Here is a 24,513-nt window from a genome sequence, read left to right as displayed (position 1 = left end):
GTAATTATTATTAGTGCATTAATTGCCATGTAGACGGGAGCGCTATTAAAAACAAAATCACAATAATCGATTTTTCTGTAATCGTTAACGGTATTCTTTCCTGATTTTGTCTGCGAGCGTACAGAAAAACCAGCAATCCAGGAACGTATAGTACTACCGAAAGTAATAGGTTCATGAGCCCAGAAGCATAAAGTAACCATAATCCATAGGTACAAGAACCCAGAGCAATAAAGAGTAAAGCACGGCTACCACGTTGAAAGGCAACTTTCACTAAAAATGCACCGACAAGAAAGTAGGGGACAAGGATCATCTCAGAAGCAATAGAAAGTAACGTGTTGTAATTACTGCCACTTAACCAAATTAAAACCAAAGAGAGTTGGATCGCACCATTAGTGATCCAAAGTGATGATTCAGGCGCTTTCTTGCTGTTTTGTTTTTTAAAGACTTTAGGAAATGAGCCGTGTAAGGAAGCAATAAATGGTACTTCTGCTGCCATAATTGTCCAGCTCAAGTAAGCGCCACAAACAGAGATGATTAAGCCAGCAACAATCACAATTTCACCCGCAGACCCCATTAACTCGACCATCAAAGTTGCCATAGAAGGGTTACGCATAACCGCTAATTCAGGTCTGGTGACTAACCCTAGTGAAAGCAGGGAAACCAGCACATATACCCCTAATGCTGAAATCACAGCTAGTACAGTTGCGATACCAATATCCTGGCGTCTTCTGGCTCTGGCTGAAACAACAACTGCACCTTCAACACCGATAAAAACCCACAATGTAATTAGCATCGTGTCTTTAACTTGCTGCCAAACAGGAACGCCCATCTCAATACCGCTGAAATCAAATGAAAACACATCCATTTTGAAAGCGATGACAGCTAAGATAATAAATAGGGTTAATGGTAATAGTTTTGCCATTGTCGCCAGCAGATTAACTCCCGCAGCCGTTTGCACACCACGCAATACCAGCCAATGAACAAACCAAAGTAAAATAGACTCACCGATTAACGATTGCCAAGTATTGCCATCACCAAAAATTATTGAGTGTTCGGTATCAGTGAAAAAACTTAACGCAGCAAAGACAATAACTAAGTAAGAAACATTGGCAATAATGGCACAGAACCAGTATCCCCATGCAGAACAAAATCCAACTAACTCCCCAAAACCCTCTCTTGCGTAAGTAAAAATACCGCTATCCAAATCAGGACGCAATCGTGAAAGTAAAAGTAAGGAAGTGGCTAAAAAGAGAATACCAATGCCTGTTATTCCCCAACCAATTATTAATGCAGCGGGACTGCCTGCTTGCGCCATGTTTTGCGGCAAACTGAATACGCCGGCACCGACCATAGAACTGAATACCAGTGCGGTCAGAGACGTAAGGCCTAATTTCTTTTCCAAAGATACGTTCCTAAAAAAATATAATCGACACGATTAGCCAGAACACTAGAACACTAGTTCTGAATATCGAACAATATTGGATATTGATTGCATCCATGCGATGGATTGCAGAACCGTTTTAGTCGATAAATCCAAAAACAGGGCGATTCTACGGAGTGAAAGGATTGTATGCAATGGTTTATTATGCAAAAAAACATAAATTTTATGCATAAAAGGCACAAGTATTCTTTGTGCCTTTTCCAGGAATGGCTGAATTACAATCTATGATTATTTGAATAAATCTGCACTGATGGTAACGTTACCACCATTAGACTGCCATTCCCGTGTGATATGGTAGTATTTTGCACCTTTCTCTGCTGCACGCTTAGCAACCTGATAAGAAATTTCAGGGGCAGTAGTGTAATAACCTGAAAAGGTGACGGAATCGAATGGAGCCATCAGAGCGGCGGATGCTTTATTCAACTCTTGAATTTTTGTGCCATCAGGTAAAGTTACAGTGTAACGACCACCTTTTGATGACTGGGTTTCAAAAAATCGACCAACCACATTGCTTGTTGAAGTTGAAGAAGCAACACCTGGAATTTCGACTTTTTTGGCTTCCTCTCCACCTTGTGCCAGAGCCTGGCGTCCTGCTTCAGAATCGGCTGGGATCACAGCTTCATTAGACTGAACTTTACGTTTCGGCGCATCCTCTTTATAAACATATGCAGTGACTATTTGGTTTCCACCATTATTCGGTGCAATATCACGGACAATGAAGAATGATGCAGCATTTTTCTTTTTAGCCGCTTTGGCGATAGCTTCTTTCAGGTCAGGGTCGGTCGGGAAATAACCATTAACAGTTACAGTATCGAAAGGCTCTAAAGTAATGGCTTCAGTTTTAGGTAACTCTTTGATGCCATGATAGATGCGATAGTTAGGAGTTTTATCTGCTTTTTCCGCATCTTTGTGGTATAAATCGGCGACAACACGCAAATTACCACGTCCATTAAGATCATCAAGACTCTGAATGTAAAAACTGTCAGCACCTTTTTTATCTGCCTGACGAGAAACCGCATCCGCAGCTTCATAAATTGCATTAAAACGACCAGTAACTGAAATTCGCTCAAAAGGTTTCAGCTCAGCCGCTTGCTCTGGAGTTAATTCTTTCGCTGCATGTGCAGTGGTTATCATGGTTAGTGAGAACATCGCGGTAGCGATGATCGTTGTCTTCAGCTTCATAAAAAATCCTTTCGCCTTGCGCACTAAAATATTTATAACGTGCTGAACATTGTTATGCATCACATAGAACGCAATTATTACATGTAATAATGCTAATTGTCGCAAGAAATTATGCCTTCTAAAGAAACTGTTACTAGCTTTTAATATATGACACTAAGAATTTTACTAATTATAGTAAGTTATACGAGCTAACTAATTGTTTACATTAAAAGGTCATTTTGTTTTTCTGATTTTATGATAATTCGTTGACATTATTTTCATTAAGTTACTATTTGGTATTCTATTGATAGGTTCTGCTGATAGCAGTAATAAAGTCAATCTAATCGTTAAATAGGCTTCAACAGGGTAATAATCAGCAATATTTCATTCTTAAAGAAGGAAACATTATGCGTATTGGTGTACCGAAAGAGCGACTTTCCAATGAGGCACGCGTTGCAGCCACACCATCAACCGTGGAGCAATTGCAGAAATTGGGGTTTGACGTCACAGTTGAGACAGGAGCAGGACAACTTGCTAGTTTTGATGATGTTGCTTATCAAAAAGCAGGGGCTGATATAGCAGAAATCCACTCAGTTTGGCAATCAGATATCATTTTAAAAGTTAACGCCCCAGAAGATGATGAAATTGCCTTAATGAAAGAAGGGGCTACGCTGATTAGTTTTATTTGGCCAGCGCAAAATCCGGCATTAATGGCAAAATTAGCAGAGCGTAAGGTCACTGTTTTTGCTATGGACGCAGTTCCACGCATTTCCCGCGCACAATCCTTAGATGCTCTTAGCTCAATGGCAAACATTGCAGGTTATCGTGCCATTGTTGAATCCGCTCATGAATTTGGTTGTTTTTTCACGGGACAAATTACAGCGGCAGGCAAAATACCACCAGCTAAGGTCATGATTATTGGTGCGGGGGTTGCCGGATTAGCGGCAATTGGTGCTGCCGGTAGCCTTGGTGCAATTGTCCGTGCTTTTGATACACGTCCGGAAGTGAAGGAACAAGTACAAAGCATGGGAGCTGAATTCTTGGAATTGAATTTCAAAGAAGAAGCGGGTAGAGGTGATGGTTATGCAAAAGTGATGTCAGAAACTTTTATCAAAGCAGAAATGGAATTGTTTTCTGCACAAGCAAAAGAAGTCGACATTATCGTTACAACAGCATTAATTCCGGGGAAACCGGCACCACGGCTTATCACGAAAGAAATGGTTGATTCTATGAAGCCAGGTAGCGTGATTGTCGATCTGGCTGCCCAAAATGGGGGTAACTGTGAATATACGCAAGCCAATAAGCTTATCGTGACAGCCAATGGGGTAAAAATTATCGGCTATACCGACCTGCCTAGCCGATTGCCCACTCAATCATCACAACTCTATGGTTCAAACCTGGTCAATTTGCTGAAACTACTGTGCAAAGAGAAAAATGGAGAAATCACCATTGATTTTGATGATGTCGTTGTTCGTGGTGTTACTGTCATTAAACAAGGTAAAATCACATGGCCCGCTCCGCCTATCCAGGTTTCTATCCAACCAACAACTGCCAAACCGACGTCAGTAAAAAAAGAAGAGAAACCAGTAGAAAAGCCTAAATCTCCGTGGCTGAAATATGGATCACTCGCGCTAGCGATAATTCTGTATGGCTGGTTAGCACACGTTGCGCCAAAAGAATTCTTATCTCATTTTACTGTTTTTGCCTTGTCCTGTGTGGTGGGTTATTACGTTGTCTGGAATGTCAGCCATTCGTTGCACACACCATTAATGTCCGTTACCAATGCGATTTCCGGGATCATTGTGGTTGGAGCCGTACTGCAAATTGGAGAAGGGGGATGGGTAAGTTTCTTTTCATTCATTGCCGTGTTAATTGCCAGCATTAATATTTTCGGTGGCTTTACGGTCACTCAACGTATGCTGAAAATGTTTCGTAAAGGATAGGGGGGGACTTATGTCGAACGGAGTAATATCGAGCGGAATAGTGACAGCAGCCTATATTGTTGCCGCCATTTTGTTTATTTTCAGCCTTGCCGGACTTTCCCGTCATGAAAGCGCCAGACGCGGTAACATTTTTGGCATCGTTGGTATGGCGATTGCGCTGGTTGCCACAATCTTAGGGCCTGATACTGGCAAAACTGGTTGGATTATTTTAGCAATGGTCATCGGGGCAGTTATTGGTATTCGTCTTGCCAAAAAAGTGGAGATGACTGAAATGCCAGAATTGGTGGCTATCCTGCACAGTTTTGTCGGATTGGCGGCGGTTCTGGTTGGGTTCAATAGTTTTATCACCCATGATATTTTTGCCAGCTCTATTATGGTAAATATTCACCTGACAGAAGTTTTCCTTGGGATATTTATTGGTGCCGTAACCTTCACTGGTTCAATTGTGGCATTTGGTAAATTACGTGGGAAAATCTCATCCAAGCCATTGATGTTGCCACATCGGCACAAACTTAATCTGGCAGCATTGGTTGTCTCCTTGATCTTAATGTTCACCTTTATCAAAACAGAAAGTGTTGGCTTGCAAGTCTTCACTTTACTGGTGATGACAGTTATCGCTCTCGCTTTTGGCTGGCATTTAGTTGCCTCGATTGGCGGTGCAGATATGCCAGTCGTTATTTCCATGCTGAACTCATATTCAGGCTGGGCGGCAGCGGCAGCCGGTTTCATGTTAAGTAATGACTTGTTGATCGTCACAGGTGCTTTAGTGGGTTCTTCAGGAGCAATTCTTTCTTATATTATGTGTAAAGCAATGAACCGTTCCTTTATCAGTGTCATTGCTGGCGGTTTCGGTACAGATGGCAGTTCTTCAGGTGATGATCAAGAGCTAGGAGAGTACCGCGAAACAACTGCGGAAGATGTCGCTGAACTGTTGAAAAATTCCACTTCCGTTATCATTACCCCAGGCTATGGTATGGCCGTTGCTCAGGCGCAGTATCCTGTTCATGACATTACAGCCAAATTACGAGAGAAGGGCATAAATGTTCGCTTTGGCATTCATCCTGTTGCGGGGCGGTTGCCAGGTCATATGAACGTATTACTTGCCGAAGCTAAAGTTCCTTATGATATTGTCTTGGAACTGGATGAAATTAACGACGACTTTTCTGAAACGGATACGGTTTTAGTGATAGGAGCCAATGACACCGTAAACCCAGCCGCTCAGGAAGATCCTTCAAGCCTTATTGCTGGCATGCCAGTTTTGGAGGTTTGGAAAGCACAAAATGTCATCGTATTTAAACGTTCGATGAATACGGGATATGCCGGAGTGCAAAATCCATTATTCTTTAAAGATAATACACAAATGTTGTTTGGTGATGCGAAAGAAAGTGTAGAAGCCATTCTTCTGGCTTTATAACTCAAACAATCTCAAAATCCTAAGAGCTTCGTGTTATAACGCGAAGCTCTTTTCTTTTATATCACTCGACAAGTCTCTATTTTATTTCTTGAAATATGACAGCATATTAATGCTGTTCAGCCGGATAACAAATGTAATCTCTTTCACCTAACTCATTAAACCCACCAGCGCTCGCTCATGAGTAATGATAATGAACCCTAAAATTTACATTTTTTTAACCATATTATATTGTAGTTTAGTGGCTATTAACATAATGTATTTTGTGGGTGAACAGACCGAATTTTTCTTAATGCGACAGCATCTAATTTAGACCCGTTTGCCCTGCAAAACCCAATAAATTGCTTCATTGAAACATAAAACAAAATATTATGTTACCTACCGGATCCGACGAGTGGTAAGTCGAGTAAATTCAAAAATTCGGTTCTCCATCTACAAGGAAAATTTAAGCCAAAATAAACCGGAAGATAAAATAAGTAATGAGATAGAGAAAAATGAAATGGAGATATAAGTTGGCGCCCAGATTAAAAACGTCAGGCTATACCCCGCCAGATAATTGTCGGGGAAGCTATGCCGGAAGGTATAGAGGCCCATGGGCTAGAAGAGGGGTTTATTGCACTGCCGCGATGATAAAACTGTCAATTCATAAATATATAGAAAATACAAAGACCTATCAGAATAAAATTATGATGATAGATAGAGTATTTTTGACAAAAACACTCTACTTATTAAAATATACATTTGAAAAAGTAAGATTTATTGAATAAGATGATGTGGGTGATTAGACGTAATTTTTACAGAGCGAAACCATTAAAACGCCTCCAATTTGCACAAAAAACAAACTTCAAGGAATAGGGAAATGGAAATGTCTGTTCCGTTCAACCATGAAAATAGCAGTGATGAGAATTCACTGATCGTGCTGAACGATTCTCAACAAGAGCAGGGTATGCTGATGTCGCTATCAGTATCGGGAAAGCAGGTACATAACAATCCTGCAATTGCCTATCTTGTCAGCCTTGGATCAAAACGCAGTCGCAAGACCATGAAATCATTTTTGGATATCGTGGCAAAAATGTTGGGATACCAAAATGTACATGACTGTACTTGGCATGCACTTCGTCGCCATCATATTCAAGCAATTATGGAAATGCTTTCAGATTCGGGTAAAGCTCCCGCTACAATTAATACTTATCTTTCCGCCTTGAAAGGAGTTGCATTGGAAGCATGGTCAATGAAACAACTCGACACCGACAATTTTCAACATATAAAACAGGTGCGATCTGTCAGGGGAAATCGGTTGCCAAAAGGCAGGGCACTTGAGCGTTATGAAATAAAAACTTTATTTTTTACCTGCGAGAATGATACCAGTACAAAAGGGTTACGTGACGCAGCCATCATTGGTGTGCTTGTAGGGTGTGGGCTTCGTCGTTCAGAAATTGTTTCACTCGAAATTAAACACATTATTCGTCGTGAACAAGCATTAAGAGTAATGGGAAAAGGGAATAAAGAACGCTTGTCCTATATGCCGGAAGGAACATGGGAACGTTTAAATCGTTGGATAGATGAAGTGCGCGGAGATCACCCAGGCCCACTTTTTACCCGCATTCGTCGTCATGATGATGTAACCGATAGCCGTTTATCAGATCAAGCCATCTATCACATTCTTGAAACCCGTAGAATGGAAAGCGGATTAGAAAAATTTGCTCCACATGATCTGCGCAGGACTTTTGCATCAGCCATGCTGGATAATGGTGAAGATATCGTAACCGTCAAAGATGCAATGGGGCATTCAAGTATCACGACAACCCAAAAGTATGATCGACGCGGAGATGAACGTCTAAGAAATGCCGCCAGAAATCTGAATTTTTAACAGTGAGACTGCCCGAACTTTATTTCGGGCAATCTATCTACTGAAATACGAGTAAGCACTTTACTCTACATCTATCTTGATTGGGCAAACAAATCCATCAGGTTTTATAGCCAATAAATCACATTTTAGCGGATCGACGACATGTTCGGCCGTATTGCCAAGAAACGCGGCTGATAACCCAGTTCGGCCGAGAATACCTAAAACAACCACGCCAGCATTTAGTTCATCACATATTTCAGGAATGACTTTTTCCGGTATACCTTCATGAACGTGAGTTTGTTGCTCATCAATATAGAATTTCTGTCTCAACTCTTTCATGGCGATCAAATGTTGGCCGCGCAATGCCTGGTTATACACATTAGGGTCAAAGTCAGGCAATTCAGCAGCAATATTTAAAGGGGCTACTGGATAAGCACTAACAAGATGGATTAGAGGGTCTTTTACAATTCGATTGGCAAGTTCTTGTGTCTCACGCACCAATTTCAGATTCAATTCATTATGATAAGGTTCTTCATTAGATAAATTGACAGCCACAACAGCAGAACCATTTTCTGGCCATACTTGATCTTTTACCATCCAGACTGGGCAAGGGCACTTACGTAGCAGATGCCAGTCAAGTGGAGTAAAAATAATCGATTCCAATCGGGAATGTTGATGTGCCATTTTCAATAATAAGTCGTGATTTTCAGTAATAATTTCTTGAATGATGGCTTCATAAGGGCGATTATGCCAGACTACTTTTATCTCAATATCAATACCTGATTCAAGGTAGTAATGGGCTTGTTGTTTTATCCAAGCGACTCGTTGGCCTATAACACCTTTTCGCATAGCATTTCTTTCTTCTGGAGAAAGTAAGGTAGTCATTTCATATGAAAGGTCATAAATCGGTAAAAACGCTTTAATCTGCCCACCATTGCGCTGCACGATATAGACTGCGCGTCTTAATGCGGGCTGATCATCCTGATTAGGGTCAATTGCAACCAAGAGATTTTGGTAGTTTGCCATATTGAGTTCCTCACAGAGTGTGAATGCCTCTTCCATACAGAAGATAAACCAATATAGATAACTATAACAAGATAAGAGTAAGCCAGATCAGCAAAATATAATGATCTGGCCTAAAATTTAACTAACGTTAGGACACATTAGCCGGTGACTTACCAACCAACTCTGACAATTTATTCATATCTTCGATCGCAATATACTTACCTTTGACAGCTAAAATTCCGTTTTTCTGGAAGCGACCAAGTAGGCGACTAATTGTCTCAACAGTCAGGCCTAAGTAATTACCAATGTCACCACGTGTCATGGTTAGGCGAAATTCACGAGGAGAAAAACCTCGCTGTGAAAAGCGGCGAGACAGATTGTAAACAAAAGCCGCCAATCTCTCTTCTGCGTTCTTTTTGGAAAGCAGCAGGATCATTTCTTGGTCACCTTTGATTTCTCCACTCATCAAACGCATCATTTGCTGGCGGAGATTAGGCATTTTTCCAGAAAGATCATCCAGCGTTTCAAATGGAATTTCACATACCATTGAAGTTTCCAAAGCCTGGGCAAAGCTTGGATGTTCAGTATTAATGATGGCATCAAATCCAACTAAATCACCCGCAAGGTGGAAACCTGTAATTTGTTCATCACCTTCTTCGGTAATAGTATAGCTTTTGATGGTCCCAGAACGGATGGCATAGAGTGATTTTAATGTATCACCAGCCTTAAATAATGTTTGCCCTTTCTGGATAGGTTTCTTACGCTCAATAATGTTGTCAAGCTGATCAAGTTCATGTTCATTTAAGGTAAAAGGAATGCAAAGCTGGCTAATGCTACAATCCTGACAGTGGATTGCACAACCGCCAGATTGAATCCGACGAATAATACGTTTTTCCGGGATCATAGGGATGCTCATTAGAAGTGATTGATATGTGTAAACTTAACATATTTAGGTTGCTCTGATAAGAGCAAGATACTGCCATTAATCGCGGTATTTATCATCACTGGTGGAAATAAAATTTTTTGTATTAACGTCGAGATTGTGTAAAATTCTAGCCATTCAATATAATATATCTATTAAACTGAAATTTAATTAATAATATATGGATATAATACACATCGATGATGTTATTTGGTTGCGGATAGATGGAGTAGGGTTGTGACATGAGTGAATGGCCATTAATTGCATTTACAATGATAGTACAGAGCTCGGTGGGGCTTGTATTAATGAGCGGGCTTTATACTTACTGGATTAAGCATGAGTCAAACACATGGCAACATTCAGTGACCACTTTTGTACAAAAAATATTACTAAGAACATTATTAACCAGTAGTGTATTAGCAGGGATAGGATTGGTTGCTTCTTTGAACTTTATAGAATACCCATTTGGTGTTTATCACGTATTGCAGAACGTAATACATAAATGGGTAAACATAGAAACAATTTTTGCTGTTATTTATTTTGGTTTGCTGGTCTTATACACACTTTTATTTTCGCTTATAAAGCGCGCATATATTTATATTATGCTGGTAATTGGAGTTATTGGCTTAATTGACCTTTACTATATGGCAATTATTTATGTTAATAGCGCCATGATCACTTGGGCAAACATTAACACCTATTTTTTATTTTATAGCGCAGTTTTTACATTGGGACCTGCATTGGCACTGTCATTTATTTCCTATCCATTAGAAAAATATCTTCGAGGAAGATTGTCTATCAAATTCGTGATGGCAGCTTTGCTGGTTGTTTTCATAAGTGTCACCATGCGATTGATTGAACAACCTGCTTATATGGAGTGGTTATCAGAAATTACAATCGTTAATGATAATGTTATTTTTCCACATCAAGCTGAATTCAATATCAAAAGCGCTTTTGGATTAAGAATGCTTTCATGGTGCCTATATATTATTGCAATGGCAATCTGGACTTTTTCCTTATGGAAAACAAGAGATAATTCATTGAGTAATAAAAATCACTCTATTCTCATCGGGGCAGCTATCATGTTTGTTGCTGAAGTGATCAATCAATATACATTTTTTATTCTGTGAAACGTATGATAGATAATTCATACTGTCTCAATTGACTATCCCATTCTTTCCACTCTTCTTTCTATATAATGGAAACTGTGACAACGTAACAGTTTCCATTAGGCATTAAAGTAACCACACTTATAGTTTCAATGGAAATATTTCCATCTATATACTATAGGATATTATTTTCATTTCTTTGTGGTAGCGCACAAAATTAAAGTTAATTATTAACTTATTATCAATAATATAAGAATTATTTTTCATATCTATATAAAATAGATTTATTCGGCATAACATTGCAGAATGTTTTTTATGCAATTGCAATGATCGAAAATCAAACAACTTATTTTCTGTCAGTTATTGTGGGGATTTTATCATCTCCGCAAGGCATTTGCCGTTAAAACAGAAAATAAAAACAAATATATTAATAATTTTATAAAAATTTAATATAAGACAAGATAAAAAAGAATCAATTAAAAGGTTACATGATTATGACTAAACAATTTCATCCGAATTTAAATGTAGATGCATTGTTTTTGGGACCAAAATCAGAAAACGCTGTCTTTTTTAGAGAGATGATGGATTACGCAGTGAGCGAACATTTACATTGGCGTTCAGGTTTTCACCCCGAAGATTCAACCTCGGTAACATCCGTTGCTCGCTATGAGCATAACTATAGAGAAACGCTTTATCGCACAGAAGGGATCTTAAATCAGTTGTCAGCAAAACTGAAAAATACATCTATTCCTTTTTTCTCCCCCCGTTATCTTGGTCATATCAGCAGTGATACCTTAATGGTTTCTAATCTTGCTTACGTTATGGCCATGATGTACAACCCGAATAACTGTAGCTATGAAGCATCCCCAACAACAACAGAATTAGAGCTTGAATCAGGATTAGATCTGTGCCGCATGTTTGGTTATGACCAGCAAAAATCTTGGGGGCATATTACTTCTGGAGGGACAGTGGCTAATTATGAAGGGTTGTGGGTAGCCAGAAATTTAAAAACATTGCCTTTTGCAATATCTCAACACCCTAAAGCAAAAGATCTCATTGAACATAAGACATCCCGGCAATTGAAAAATATGCCAACCGCTGAACTTTTGGATCTTATTACCGAACTGCAAAAACGTGGACTATTTGAAGAAATTCGCGATATGACATGCCGTGGTATGGGAGCTAAAGCGGAAATTCTGGGCAAATTATTGGTTCCACAATCCAAGCACTATTCTTGGATGAAGGCCGCAGATATTTTTGGTATTGGCCAAGAAAACATTATTCCATTACCTGTAAATGGAAACTATCAAACTGACATTGCCCAAATGCGGAAAATTACCTTTGAATTAATTGAACAAGGTGAACCAATCCTGGCAATGATTGCCGTGGTGGGAACGACTGAAGTTGGAGCCATTGATCGGATTGATGAAATTATTGCGTTGAGGAAAGAGTGTGAAGAACGTTATGGCGAATCATTCTATATTCACGTTGATGCTGCCTATGCAGGATATGCATGTTCCATGCTCCTGAATGAGCAGGGAGAATTTGTAGAATATGATGAACTAGCCAGTTACCACCGTTCAGTGGGGATCATACCGGAAAATATGAGTTGGCCAAAACCTGAAGTTTACCAAAGCTTCAAAGCATTGAAAGACGTTGACTCGATTACCGTAGATCCGCATAAAGTTGGCTTCATTCAATATGCAGCGGGTGCTATTTGCATGAAAGATAAGCGTATTCTCGAATTAATCTCTTCACATGCAGCATATGTATTTGAAGGCCATGATGATGAAACAAATACTACCAGCCGAGGAATTCTAGGTTCATCCATTATGGAAGGTTCAAAATCGGGAGCAACAGCAGCGGCACTTTGGGCTGCCCATCGTCTGTTACCTTTAAATATTAATGGATATGGGAAAATAATTGCGGCGGGCATTGTTACAGCACAAAGGCTATTGAATAAATTAGCAAACTTACCACCAATAGAAATCGGTAAGCATCGATTTGAAGTGCATATCTTTCCATCACCTGATTTCCATATGATCAACTTTACGTTCAAAGAAATGGGGAATGAAAGCCTGAGCAATCATAATGCGCTCAACAAGCGTCTATACGAGCTTTGTTCATACTCCACAGGACGTGCCTATACCAACGATTTTCTCACATCATCAACCATATTAGATTATAAAGAATATGGTGATACACCGTGGCATTATACCGAGAAATGTGGTTTTAGCCGTAGTGAATGGGAGAAAGTTCGCAATATCTATGTGCTGAGAGCAGCGGTAATGACTTATTGTTTACGCAATGAAGAGCATTTTGAAGAATTCTGGCAGCAGCTTCAAGCTATCTTTGTTAAAAAATTGAGCCAAGTTATTGATGAAGAAGAGAAAAAATCTCGTTCTAAACTAGAATTAGAAGTTTCATTTATTAGTTAATAAACACAAGATTAAATATTCAGCGATATTGTTTAATTAATTGAAAAATAATTTTTTAACTCAAAAAAGAGCTTAGGTAGATGTAAGCTCTTTTTTATTTCAGATAGTAATAATGCGATTATTATCACAAAATAAAAACATTTTAAATGCGAACTGAAGTTATTGATGTTTAAATCAAAAAATTAGCATTCAATAAGACTGTAAATTTAATTTTTAAATATTAAGTCAGATTGTTTTATTAACATTTTCATAATTTCTCATAAGTTAATTAAATATAACTGATAGATAAGGATCATAAAGAATATTATTGAATCTCGCTAAAGATTAAAAGCATTAAAAAATGAATATATAAGTATATTTGATATTATTAAAAATAAAAATAATAAAGTAATAAGTTAAACAATGCTTATCATTTTGCTTTCAGTTATTTTGATATAACGTTATATCTGCTACAACATTTAATGTTTTTAACAAAAAAGGAGTTAACATCAATAAAAATGATAAAACCACCAGTAATCACCACTAGCTAATAATGTTTAACAAAATAAATATTTTTATGGGGACAATATATGTCACTTATAATTGAGCCTATTAAAGGAAGTTTTGGTGCTTATATAACTTGCCAAAATGTTTCAGAGTTATCATCAGAAGAGTATAAAGAAATAAAATTGTGCTTATCAAAGTATGCTCTGTTGATTTTCAAGAATCAAAAGATGGATGATGAAGTACTGGTGAATTTTGCGAAACAGATAGGAAGCGGAAAACTCGAAGAACCTGCCAGAAAAATTTCGTTGTCCGACAACCGAAAATATGTCGCTTATTTGACTAATCTTCGTGATAGTCAAGGTGAATTACTGGGTTTTGCCGGCAATGATACCGATTATTGGCATTCTGATCAGGAGTTTAGAATTAATCCGGCTTCAGTTAGCATCTTATATGGTGAAGTCGTGCAATTTAGCGGTGGTAATACCTCTTTCGCTTCAACATCAGTAAATCATCTCGCTTTTACCTATGATGAAGTGTCAATACTGAGTAACTTGTATTCTACTCGCCAGCCTGCATCTTCACATGACAATGTGCCCCATATTACAGTTGCCCATCCTGTCATTCTTGAAAATGTGCAAACAAAAAAACATTATGTTTATGTCAGTGAAAATACTATCGCATTTTTCCGCGATGAAGAAATTTTACCAAGCTCCGACATTCTCAAAAAATCCATTTTAGATAAGATTTTATCACCAGAAAATATTTATTCACACCAATGGGAAGAGGGGGATTTGCTGCTATATGATAATAGCCAGCTTTTACACCGCCGTGAATGTTTCACCGGAAATAGATTTATCAAAGGATTGAAAATATATCCTGATACATCTTACCAACCTGAAATACCTGGTTGGATTGTTGGGGGAGTTTGATATGAACCTTACTAAAGAACAAGAAAAATCCATTACTCAATTGGTTAGAAACAGTAATCGAAAATATACTCAAGGGCGCGAACTAAGTCCGGCTGAACCTATGTTAATCAGGGCAGGAATCGCTGGTGATTTGCCATTTAATAGCTTAACCACAGATGTGGTAACGGGTTGTTTACCAGAAAGTATGGCTTGTTATGGAATGTGTTTTTCCGCCATCTCCAGTTGGGAAAATGGTATCGACTTTGGTAAACGAATCGATAATCTTTTGGATGAAAATATTTTCTCTTGTGATCTAAAAGCATTACCTGATTCACAAAAATACATCAGATGTGGATGGAATAGTGACCCTTCATGGAATTGGCCATTATCGACACGAATGGCTGAATTAGCACGAGAAGAAGGGTTACTAATGATCTTTATCACCAAATCCTTTAAAAAAATGACTGATGAAGTTGCGCAACGTTTGGTTGCAGTTAAGGCTGAGATGAGAGTTTCTGTCAGTGCGCTAGATACTAATGAGCAATTACAGAAACGGCTCGACTTTATTGAATATTATCGCAATACAGGCGGGATAGTTATTCCGATTGTTTTAACAGCATTTTTTAAAGATATTACACTCATGGAACGACAGCAAAATATTGTCGATTGGATGGTTATTCATGATTATCCAGCCGCCGAAAACAGCCTGCGATTTCCTGACAGCGCTAAAATTTCTGAGGTTGTTGAGCCTAGTATGGTCAGGCCATTAGATAAAGGTGACCAATTTTGGAGCGGCCGTTTATATCCTGATCAACTTGTTTTTCCTACCACAACCACTGTTCCAGAAGATTATCAAGGAATTAATAGTAGTTATTTTTCCGAACTGAATATAGATGAAATTCATCAATTATTCCTTGATCCCGTTAAAACGCATCAAGAGGTCATGCAATCTAATTTGCCACTGTCTAGTCCCAAAATGTGCGGAGTCTCTGATATGCATCGCCGTGCTAAACATTGAGAAGGTGTAAAAATGAAAATCAGCGAAATAGTGGAGTCAGAAAATGGCTCCAAGAAATATCTGCTATCAGCAAGTGACTTCGATTTAAGAAAAAGTGTTGAATCAACTTTCTTTATTCATACAGATCAACATTTGCCTTATCTCTGTATATCTAGTCAATACGGTTGTGCTGTCGGTTGCGTGTTCTGTGAAACCGGTAGGCAACAACCGTTGGGAAATATGACAACAGAACAAATAGTACAACAGGTTTTGTTATGTCATGAACATTTGTTGCATTCAGGGGCTTTGAGGGATAATCAAAATCTTAATACGATATTATTTGCTGGAATGGGTGAGCCAATGTTGAATCTAAAAGAGATCAGCGACGCAATAACCGAGTTCAAAAAACAAACACTGGCAAATAGGGTGACACTGACGACTGTGGGTATTCGTCACGCTGGAGATAAAATTTATGATCTTCCGCTTGATATGATTTCTATCTCTCTTCATGCCACAACAGACGAACAGCGCAATATGCTGATTCCATCAAAAGCGAAATTTGGTATCAAAGATCTGCTTGGCCATTTTTCAGAGTATCATCACCGTACAGGTGTTCCTGTTATTGTCAATTATCTGATGTTAGAAGGAATAAATGACTCACAAGAGGATTTGGCACGGTTAAAAGATCTGGTGGATAAAGACACGTTCATTATCAAGTTAAAATACTTAAATGAAGTTAGTGATATCAATGGAATAACATTGAATCCTTCAGGCAAGATGCCATATTTTGCCAAGGCACTTATCGAAGCAGGTTTTCAGTGCATATCAGACATCAGTGATGGCACAGAAATTTTCGGGGGTTGCGGGCAACTAAAATCTCAGGTTAGAGATATTCGTAATAAATATCGAATTATGTAATGTGTTACTATTACGTCATAATTCATATTAATTTGAGTTCATAAGATGGACGCTCCACATCAAGTTATCAAGCTCGCCTAAAATGGCGATATTTGTTAACGACAGGAGCGTCCGTCGCAGATCCTTTCTATCATTTTATCCCTGTCCATATCGTCCAAAAATCTTTCTCAACAATATCCGTCTTAGTATCCAACGATTTTTCAATATGCCTGACTAGATGAGCTATTTCTTCATCACTTAATTCATGCAAAATAGATCGACTCTTGCGCGCCTGAAAACCTGTGGCTAACTGTGAAAAATTTTTATAGATAGTGTATTTTTCCAAAAGAGAAAATACCTTCACTTGTTTAAAACCAACGGATTGTAATCCATCGATCACTTCAATATTGTTTGGCCTGCGTTGATTTTCAAAATTTTGCAAGTGAGGATAAATATCAAAGATATAACCACGAATATGTTCAGGTGATCCTGGACGTTGGATATCTTGCAACGTTCTGTCCTGCAAAATATACATTCCGCCAGGGCGCAATAAACGATAGGCTTCAGCAAAACAAGAGGTTCTATTTTCCTGACTGATATGGTGGATAAGCGCTCTTTCAAAGACAATATCCTGACAGCTATCAGGTAAACCAGTGCAAAGAGCATCACCTTGTTTGAGAACAAAATTTGGCAAACCTTGGGTATTTTCCGCTGCATCAGCCAGCATTTGCTGAGAAAAATCAACGCAAGTGACTTTTTTAGCGCCCATTTTTCGCCATGCCAAAGAATAAATACCTCCACCACAACCAATATCCGCGATTTCCTTATCGTGTGGATCCACCAGCTTTTGCATTAAATCGAACCATTCTGGTTGAGTTTCACGGCCAAGGTAAGTATGCCTATTTTCTGGAGCATGAAAGTTCATTGACACAATATTTACTCCTTATAATACCTCTGTCTTTATAATCTAAAATGGCTGCTCTGCAGTACTACCGATATCCCCACGTTTTGTATCAAGGATAATAGGGATATCATGATAATACGCAATTAATAGTAAATGAAACGCATCTCATTGAGATGTGAGTGTCTTTAATTTAGTGACGCTGTCACCAATACATCTTTCAACGTTAACCCAATTGCCACGATAAAACATCCTGCCAGTATCATCATGGCTACAACAGTGCCGTATTGTGTCAGCGACATAGTCACTATTGGAAGTAAAAACAGAATAGTTAGATTGTTTAGGCTTTCTGAGATAGCTAATATTTGACCTTTACTTTGCTGTGCCCGATTGGCCAGAATCGAAGTGCTTATCGGAGCAGCAAGGCCGAGTGTATATCCCCATAATACCAGACAAGCTAAACTAAAAAGCAAAGACAGCGGCAATAGCATAAATGCAGAACAGGTGATGAAAAGTAAGACTATTGCCGACAAAAGTGCACATTCATCTCTGATATTCAGAGACTTCACAAGACTTACGGATAAATTACCCAAACCAAGCCCGATACCAAATGCAGAAACAGAGATACCAACAGCCCCTGTTCCCAGATCGTAATGATGTCTTAAAATCTCTCCAGTTAATATAAAAGCAGATACTGCTGTACCATTCCAAAATCCTTTTGCCATAAGAGGGCGTATTAATTTTCCTTGATATCCAAATTGAAACATTGATTGAAATGTCGCCGTTGTATGAACTGTTTTTAGGGTATTAATCTGGTTTGAAATGTATTTTTTGCTTAAAACTTTTTTACTTAAAACATAGAGCAGAAGACAACCTGCTGCACTCACTAAAAATGGTAACTGCCAGTAAAATAACTCTGTTAAAACACCGGCAAAAATAGGGCCTCCTGCAATTCCGGCTGTCATACCAAGCATAACAATGCCCATCGCCGCCGCCTGTTTATAAGGTGGAAAAAGTTCTGCAACCAGCGCAAAAATAGTCGGAATTAAAGCGGCAGAAGCAATACCACCCAAAATACGTAAGCCAATTGCAATCTCCAGATTAGGAGCTATCGTCAATGCTAATCCATCAAGGAAAAAAAACAGCAAGGAGACCAGCAATAATTTGCGTCGACTGATCCGATCAGACAACCAACCAAAAATAGGAGCTGTCAGTGCATAGGCGAGGGCATAACCAGAAACCAGCCAAGTAGCCTTGTTTGTTGTTGTTTTAAATGCCTCAGCCAAAGGTTTAAGCATGGGTGATAACATAAATTCCGTCGCACCAATGAAAAATACAATAAGTGAAAATATAAATAGCATCATAGATAAAACAGTACGTGGTGGCATATTTGAGCCTCCTTGGATATAAGAATGGGATTGGTATTTAATGAAAATTGATCGACTCTATCAGGACAGCAACTTAGCTCAGTTTTATGATTTCGATAACGAATGGGGACCGGGTTACGACTATTATGTCGAACTTGCCAAAAATGCACATGCTATTTTAGATCTGGGTTGTGGCACGGGAACGCTCACTAATAAAATTGTCCTAACTTATCCCAATAAAGTGGTATTTGGCTGTGATATTGCCGACTCTATGCTGGATATCGCTAAAACCAAACCAGCAGGATCACAGGTCACTTGGGTACAATCCGATGCTAAGCAGTTGGCATTATTTCAGAAATTCGACTTAATCATTTTATCCGGCCACGTTTTTCAAGTGTTCCTAACTCATCAAGATCGAGTTGCAGTACTTAAACGGATTTATGAACACTTGGCTGAAGGGGGAAAGTGTATTTTTGACAGCCGTAATCCTTTAGCAAAAGAGTGGTTGAGTTGGACAAAAACAGACTCTAAACGTGAGTTTATCCATCCAATATTAGGCCCTATCTTGGCATGGAATGATTATCGAGTTCACAATACGACGGTTATTTACGGCACTTACTATCAAATTTTAAACAACAAGCAGGAATACCAGGCATTTTCGGCTATTACATTTGCCAGTTTTGCGGAGATCCAGCAAGCACTCGCTGACGCGAATTTAATTACGACAAACGTATTCGGTAACTGGCAAGGAGAAACTTATCATGAGCAATCAGAAGAAATGATTTTTATCGTAAGCAAAAATAAATGAAAATATGAAGGAAAACTCACTGCCAGCTTTCGCCAACAGTGAGTTCATTTACTTTTTTACTTAGTAGAGGTTGCTTCAATATCAAGTACGTTAATCGGGCCAGCATTTCCTGCCAAATCTTCACCGTATGCGCAAACACGCCACGGTGCTTCAGATTTTTTCAACATTGTTAGACCCCTGGGATAGCTATAACCTGTTTTATCGTCACAATCCGTTGTTGCTTTAGGTCCATATTTAATTTGTACACTTGAGATCTCATATAGGCGAGTAGTGGCTGTTATACGCCAAACATCCCCATAATCATCCTTATTCAACATGGGTTTAATTGACGGGGGAGTATTATCAATTTCCCGCAACATGACAGAGGCATCTTTTGTCTTTTGCCATTGATCATCATTATTCTGGTGAATAACACAAAGTTTATAGATGCCTTCTTTGTTCGGAACTAGCATGTTTTGCAGCGGGCTTTGGCTTGCAGGAATAGAAGCACTGTATCCTGTTTCATCAGAACAATCGACATCACTGATTAATCCTGTTTTATATCGAATATTCTTAACGTTAGCAGTTTCCTTGATAACGATATCCCATTTTGCTTTCTCACCATCAACAGGATTAACGCTCTGAGTTACCCAAAGTGGACTTCTTTCCAGAATATTGCCACTGTCATTTTCAAGCTTAGAAAGATCTAACCGACTATCCTTTGTCAATGCATTGGCAATACTGTCGACAGGGATAAAATAGCTAGCACCTTCTATTGGAACGCCTTTATTGTTTTCGATAGTGCAAGGTCTGCCAAGTCCACAGCCAGTCATTCTTGGTGTTACTGTTGTATTCAGTACCCCAATCACGTCTGTTTTATCTTTCTCAAAAACAGGGGAACCGGACGTTCCACCAGCAATACCATCGCAATTCACAGAGAAAACCGGAGACCAAATCCACGGAGAGTAACCTTCATATAAAACGGGGGATTTTCCGGTAATATTACACTCAGATTTTCTGAGATAAGCGTAATCGTAATCAACGTTGTCGACAGGAATATGAGTCAACACAATAGGTTGATGTTTCATCTCAAGGTTTTTCTTCAACTTCAAAGGATGATAGCCTTTTTTCGCTAAATCACCATAAGTTGCATCCAATTGTAAAACCGCAATATCTTCGTATTTCATTGTTGAGTATAAAATACGGTTGACCTTTATTGGTGATAATTCATCTTTCTTATCAATGAAATAATCTGGGGTATATCGCCAAAATTCAGGCGCAGACTTATCAACGATGACATCATTTGTACCTACATCGCTATTGATACAATGCCCTGCGGTCAATATCAATGCTGGCGTATCCTTATTCGGTGCATCTTCACCAGAAATCAGGGTAGCAGTACAGTGTGAGAAGCCATTTAATTTACCAACGGTTCTAAATTTTTCAGCGCCGGGATCGGTTGATTTCATCAATGGAGCACTATCACTATTTAAAGTTAAAGCACTTGAACTTGCTGAAACAGAAAACAAACTAATTAATAGAATTTTATGATAAGTCACAATTTCCTCCTTTAGATCGGTTTAATGACTTAAATTAATTATCTAATTTAATCATTTTCCAATTCTACCGAGATGATTTGTGCCAAAGTGAGTACAAAAACCTAAAAAACTCACTGCCAGCCATCGCCAACAGTGAATTTCTGTTATCAAAAACATATGCAATTTTTATTAACTAAAATTTCCAATTAGCGTTCAGGAATACACCATTATCCTTATGGCTGCCTGATAAAATACCGTTATATCCCAGTGACAGTTTAGTATTTTTATTAATTTCCAATTCCGTACCTGCCTTAACGACAGCCGCATCACGTGCGGCTGCAACACTGTTGACAGTAAACGTAGCATCGCTATTACTAAAACTTAATTTAGTGCCCCGATCTACATTGCCAAACTGATGTTGCCAACCTAGTTCACCATATGCTCCTATAATAATTTCATTTTCAGTCTGCCATTTTTGATCGACACGTAAACCTAATGTGGAGAAGGTCACATTTTTCGATTGTTTCTTACCGTTCAATGCAGCGGCTCCGCCATGTTCATTTATGCCTTCATTACGGAAATTAACATAAGACAGGTTGGCGAATGGTTCCAGATTTAGCCAGGAAGTATTTATTCCGTAAGCTGCCTCAGTAAACAATTGACCGGTCTGGGCACCATATTTCGCTTTTAGATTGTCGGACTGACGGCCAAAAGCAACCGAACGTTTGGTATCAAAACGGTGCCAACTGTAAGTAGCGCCGGCTCTCAGTGCCAAAGCATCAATCTGTTTGCTACCGTATAGAGCCAAATGGAAATTGTTACTGCGTGCTGAAGTATTATATCCACCATCCAAAGAAGAACGGGTATATCCGGTGGCAACACCGAGCCGCCAATCATCACCCAACTCTTTATCCGCGCCTAATAACACGCCATAGTTGGATACGCGATAACCATGGGTTTCATTGTTACCATTAGCACGTTGCCAGTTACCTATTATTTGTCCCCAGGCACCGTTTTTATCCGCTTTGATATCCTGTTCGATGGTTCCACCATGAGCCTGACGCAAACGAGTATTCAGTGTATCGCGCAGATGGCGGCTATTATTGATTTGTGCCGCAGCGATATCAGCATGGATCTGGCCAGAAGAGAGCTGCTGAAATGCTTGGCGGGCTTGTGCCGCTGTATCGGACATCAAGATACTCTCATAAACCGGATGACCCAAACTCAGTTTATCAGCGGCATCAGCTACAGCACGCTCATTAGCGGTCATTCCTAAACTGGCAAATGGGGTGGAATTACGTTTTATATCCAACATCACTCGATGAGTTTGGTAACTAAGCTCAGTGCCAACGAATAAATAATTTGGCACTACAGTTGCAAACTTGCCGTTGATACCAAGGTTTGCTTGCAAAATATTATATTGCTGCCCAAGCAAACTACGGACTTCTTGCTGCGATAATAAGTTATTACTATTTTCCAGCGTAACTTGCACTTCACCGCCTTTCAGCGTAGCCAAGCCATTGCTGATAATGCGATCACTATGACCTGGGCTATTTGGTACAACTTCTACCAGATAACGAGAACCAGTTTGGAAAGTAACATCACGATCAACTTTCAGAGTACCGCCAGAACTTAGGACAGATCTAGTACTTAAGTTACCGGGTGCAATATTGGCGCCGGAATTGGCTAAGAGTGAACCGACTGAGCCATCTCCGCCAAGAATAGCACCATCTTGCACAGTAACATCCGAAGCTATAGAGCCGCTAACCAGTAAACGGCCTTGCTCGACCAAAGTTGGCCCTTTATAGTTGCTATTTTTACCGACAAGCTCCAGTGTGCCGTGACCTATTTTCGTCAATCCACCGTGACCGGAAATATCATTACCCCAACTGTCATAAGCACACTCAATACTATTACAGATTCGTTCTACAGTAGTGCCTTCCTCAACTTCAACTATGCCGCCAATACCTGGAATATTGGCGATAAACTGCGTTTCAGAATAAGAGCCAGGAATATAGTATTTTTTAGGAATATCCTTTTCGGTGATGAACATCTTGGGACCATCAATCGCATCTTTCAGGTTGAGCATTCCCCACCCATACATGTCATCCAAACCTGGATCACCTAAGTCGGTTGCCGTAGTTTTGAGAACATCAGCGATTTGTCCGGCAGTCATGTAGGGAAAACGCTGCATTAAGACAGCAGCGGCTCCAGCCACATGCGGTGATGCCATCGATGTCCCTGTGTAGGCATCATAGGTAGGATCAAGGGTCAGTTCACCATTTTGGAAAGCATCTTCGTCGATTTCTCCATTCACCTTAGAAACGAATTTTCCCGTACTACTGTAAATTTTTGTTCCTGGTGCGGACAAACAGTAACTGGCAGTATAATCACAACGCGTTGATGAAACATTAATTTCGTTTTCCTTGGTCAAGTTGGCAACGCTGAGATAGTTTTTCAATGCATCAGGGAAGAAATAGGGCATCCCCGCATGTAACCAAGTAACGTTATAGTTATTTGCATTTCCTGCGGCAAAAACAACTAATTTTCCATGACGTGCTGCTCGCAATAGGCCAGCAGTTCTTGTTGTATAGTCATCGAGTTCTGGAATTGGAGAGCGACTTAACCGATCCAAATCATCCTTAATCGGTGCGACATAATTAATGAGATCTTGCAGTTTGACCTGATAATACTTGACTGTCCCATTTTCCCACCGTTTAGGTTTGCCGTTTTCATCAGTTTCATAGCGAGGGCGAACTCCCCAACTGTTATTAATGACACGTACATTGCTTTGGATCATGGCTTCTGTGCGGTTATAGGGATTTTGTAAATATTTCCCAGTAATCAAACCTGCATCAAATGCTACACCATGCATTTCCTTGCCGTCTCGGTTTGCTGCGATGATCCCAGAAACATGGTTGCCATGAGCTCCAAAGCTGATAACTCCAGTGTCGGAATTTTCATCATAATTCCAGGTATCATCTGGGTTTAGAATTTTCAGTTTGCCCGTAAATTCAGGATGATGGGTAACGGCTTCATCCAATACACCCACGTTAATGCCTTTTCCTGTGTAACCACGAGCATAGGCATAATGGGCACCAATAGCGGCCAATCCCCACTGTTGATTAAATTCATCTGATAACCAACTATTCGGTGAGTTTTTTTTACCCTGTTCCTGATACTCAGGAGCGGCCATTGAAGCATTAACAGGTAACAATCCAAAAAATAATGTTATCCACAGAAAAATCGGCCGTACCGAATTATTTTTTTTCATAAAAGAGATTCCCTTTTTCAAAAAGTGGCAACTTTCAATTCGCTGTTTGGCAAATCGCTCCTTGAAAAGTCCTTATTAA

The 24,513-nt window shown here is 39.3% G+C and carries 17 protein-coding genes; 9 read left to right on the top strand and 8 right to left on the bottom strand.

The window, feature by feature from the left end; translation table 11 throughout:
* Window positions 1-10 precede the first annotated feature (10 nt).
* Together Xedl_RS12665 and ydgH are read right to left on the bottom strand one after the other, a co-directional pair.
* Window positions 11-1,402 carry a basic amino acid/polyamine antiporter gene (locus tag Xedl_RS12665; RefSeq protein WP_074024150.1) on the bottom strand — a complete coding sequence of 464 codons (1,392 nt, stop codon included), beginning with the start codon at window positions 1,400-1,402 and terminating at the stop codon, window positions 11-13.
* A gap of 267 nt (window positions 1,403-1,669) precedes the next feature.
* The gene (ydgH, locus tag Xedl_RS12660) at window positions 1,670-2,623 is read right to left on the bottom strand and encodes a DUF1471 family protein YdgH (RefSeq protein WP_074024148.1); all 954 of its coding nucleotides are present in this window, start codon (window positions 2,621-2,623) and stop codon (window positions 1,670-1,672) included.
* Window positions 2,624-3,009: 386 nt separating this feature from the next.
* Between ydgH and pntA the strand changes: the two genes are divergently transcribed.
* The 3 genes from pntA (at window position 3,010) to Xedl_RS12640 (ending at window position 7,826) form a co-directional block, all read left to right on the top strand.
* Window positions 3,010-4,545 carry a Re/Si-specific NAD(P)(+) transhydrogenase subunit alpha gene (gene pntA, locus Xedl_RS12655; RefSeq protein WP_074024147.1) on the top strand — a complete coding sequence of 512 codons (1,536 nt, stop codon included), beginning with the start codon at window positions 3,010-3,012 and terminating at the stop codon, window positions 4,543-4,545.
* 25 nt (window positions 4,546-4,570) lie between these two features.
* Window positions 4,571-5,959, top strand: a complete 1,389-nt coding sequence (gene pntB, locus Xedl_RS12650; RefSeq protein WP_074024194.1) for a Re/Si-specific NAD(P)(+) transhydrogenase subunit beta — start codon at window positions 4,571-4,573, stop codon at window positions 5,957-5,959.
* A 949-nt stretch (window positions 5,960-6,908) separates the two neighbouring features.
* Window positions 6,909-7,826: a tyrosine-type recombinase/integrase gene (locus Xedl_RS12640; RefSeq protein WP_208605053.1), complete on the top strand. Its 918-nt coding sequence runs from the start codon at window positions 6,909-6,911 to the stop codon at window positions 7,824-7,826.
* A 60-nt stretch (window positions 7,827-7,886) separates the two neighbouring features.
* On the opposite strand, the gene uspE is transcribed toward Xedl_RS12640, so the two are convergent.
* Window positions 7,887-8,831, bottom strand: a complete 945-nt coding sequence (gene uspE / locus Xedl_RS12635; protein WP_074024144.1) for a universal stress protein UspE — start codon at window positions 8,829-8,831, stop codon at window positions 7,887-7,889.
* A 127-nt stretch (window positions 8,832-8,958) separates the two neighbouring features.
* Window positions 8,959-9,714, bottom strand: coding sequence for an FNR family transcription factor (locus tag Xedl_RS12630; RefSeq protein WP_074024142.1), 756 nt, complete (start codon window positions 9,712-9,714; stop codon window positions 8,959-8,961).
* A 260-nt stretch (window positions 9,715-9,974) separates the two neighbouring features.
* Here Xedl_RS12630 and Xedl_RS12625 point away from each other — a divergent pair, with 260 nt between their 5' ends.
* From Xedl_RS12625 to Xedl_RS12605, 5 genes are all read left to right on the top strand, one after another.
* Complete coding sequence (locus Xedl_RS12625) at window positions 9,975-10,862, top strand: dimethyl sulfoxide reductase anchor subunit family protein (RefSeq protein WP_074024141.1); 888 nt, start codon at window positions 9,975-9,977, stop codon at window positions 10,860-10,862.
* Window positions 10,863-11,335: 473 nt separating this feature from the next.
* Window positions 11,336-13,279 carry a pyridoxal phosphate-dependent decarboxylase family protein gene (locus Xedl_RS12620; protein WP_074024139.1) on the top strand — a complete coding sequence of 648 codons (1,944 nt, stop codon included), beginning with the start codon at window positions 11,336-11,338 and terminating at the stop codon, window positions 13,277-13,279.
* A gap of 569 nt (window positions 13,280-13,848) precedes the next feature.
* Entirely contained in the window at window positions 13,849-14,694 is an 846-nt protein-coding gene (locus Xedl_RS12615; protein ID WP_074024137.1) for a TauD/TfdA dioxygenase family protein, read from the top strand.
* A gap of 1 nt (window position 14,695) precedes the next feature.
* Window positions 14,696-15,691: a hypothetical protein gene (locus tag Xedl_RS12610; protein WP_074024136.1), complete on the top strand. Its 996-nt coding sequence runs from the start codon at window positions 14,696-14,698 to the stop codon at window positions 15,689-15,691.
* Window positions 15,692-15,703: 12 nt separating this feature from the next.
* The gene (locus tag Xedl_RS12605; RefSeq protein ID WP_074024135.1) at window positions 15,704-16,588 is read left to right on the top strand and encodes a radical SAM protein; all 885 of its coding nucleotides are present in this window, start codon (window positions 15,704-15,706) and stop codon (window positions 16,586-16,588) included.
* Between the two features lie 130 nt (window positions 16,589-16,718).
* Here Xedl_RS12605 and Xedl_RS12600 read toward each other — a convergent pair whose 3' ends face one another.
* Window positions 16,719-17,492: a class I SAM-dependent methyltransferase gene (locus tag Xedl_RS12600; protein WP_083600326.1), complete on the bottom strand. Its 774-nt coding sequence runs from the start codon at window positions 17,490-17,492 to the stop codon at window positions 16,719-16,721.
* A 164-nt stretch (window positions 17,493-17,656) separates the two neighbouring features.
* Window positions 17,657-18,856 (bottom strand): MFS transporter, encoded by a 1,200-nt coding sequence (locus Xedl_RS12595; RefSeq protein WP_074024133.1) that lies wholly within the window; start codon window positions 18,854-18,856, stop codon window positions 17,657-17,659.
* 40 nt (window positions 18,857-18,896) lie between these two features.
* Here Xedl_RS12595 and Xedl_RS12590 point away from each other — a divergent pair, with 40 nt between their 5' ends.
* Window positions 18,897-19,643 (top strand): class I SAM-dependent methyltransferase, encoded by a 747-nt coding sequence (locus Xedl_RS12590; RefSeq protein WP_074024132.1) that lies wholly within the window; start codon window positions 18,897-18,899, stop codon window positions 19,641-19,643.
* Window positions 19,644-19,699: 56 nt separating this feature from the next.
* Here Xedl_RS12590 and Xedl_RS12585 read toward each other — a convergent pair whose 3' ends face one another.
* Together Xedl_RS12585 and Xedl_RS12580 are read right to left on the bottom strand one after the other, a co-directional pair.
* A complete protein-coding gene (locus Xedl_RS12585) occupies window positions 19,700-21,181 on the bottom strand; it encodes a trypsin-like serine peptidase (RefSeq protein WP_074024131.1) in 1,482 nt (493 codons plus the stop codon).
* A 172-nt stretch (window positions 21,182-21,353) separates the two neighbouring features.
* A complete protein-coding gene (locus Xedl_RS12580; RefSeq protein ID WP_074024130.1) occupies window positions 21,354-24,434 on the bottom strand; it encodes an autotransporter domain-containing protein in 3,081 nt (1,026 codons plus the stop codon).
* Window positions 24,435-24,513 lie beyond the last annotated feature (79 nt).

The sequence above is a fragment of the Xenorhabdus eapokensis genome (assembly GCF_001908105.1).
Note: the sequence above shows the minus strand (reverse complement) of the source record. Positions and strands in the feature narration are given on the sequence as shown.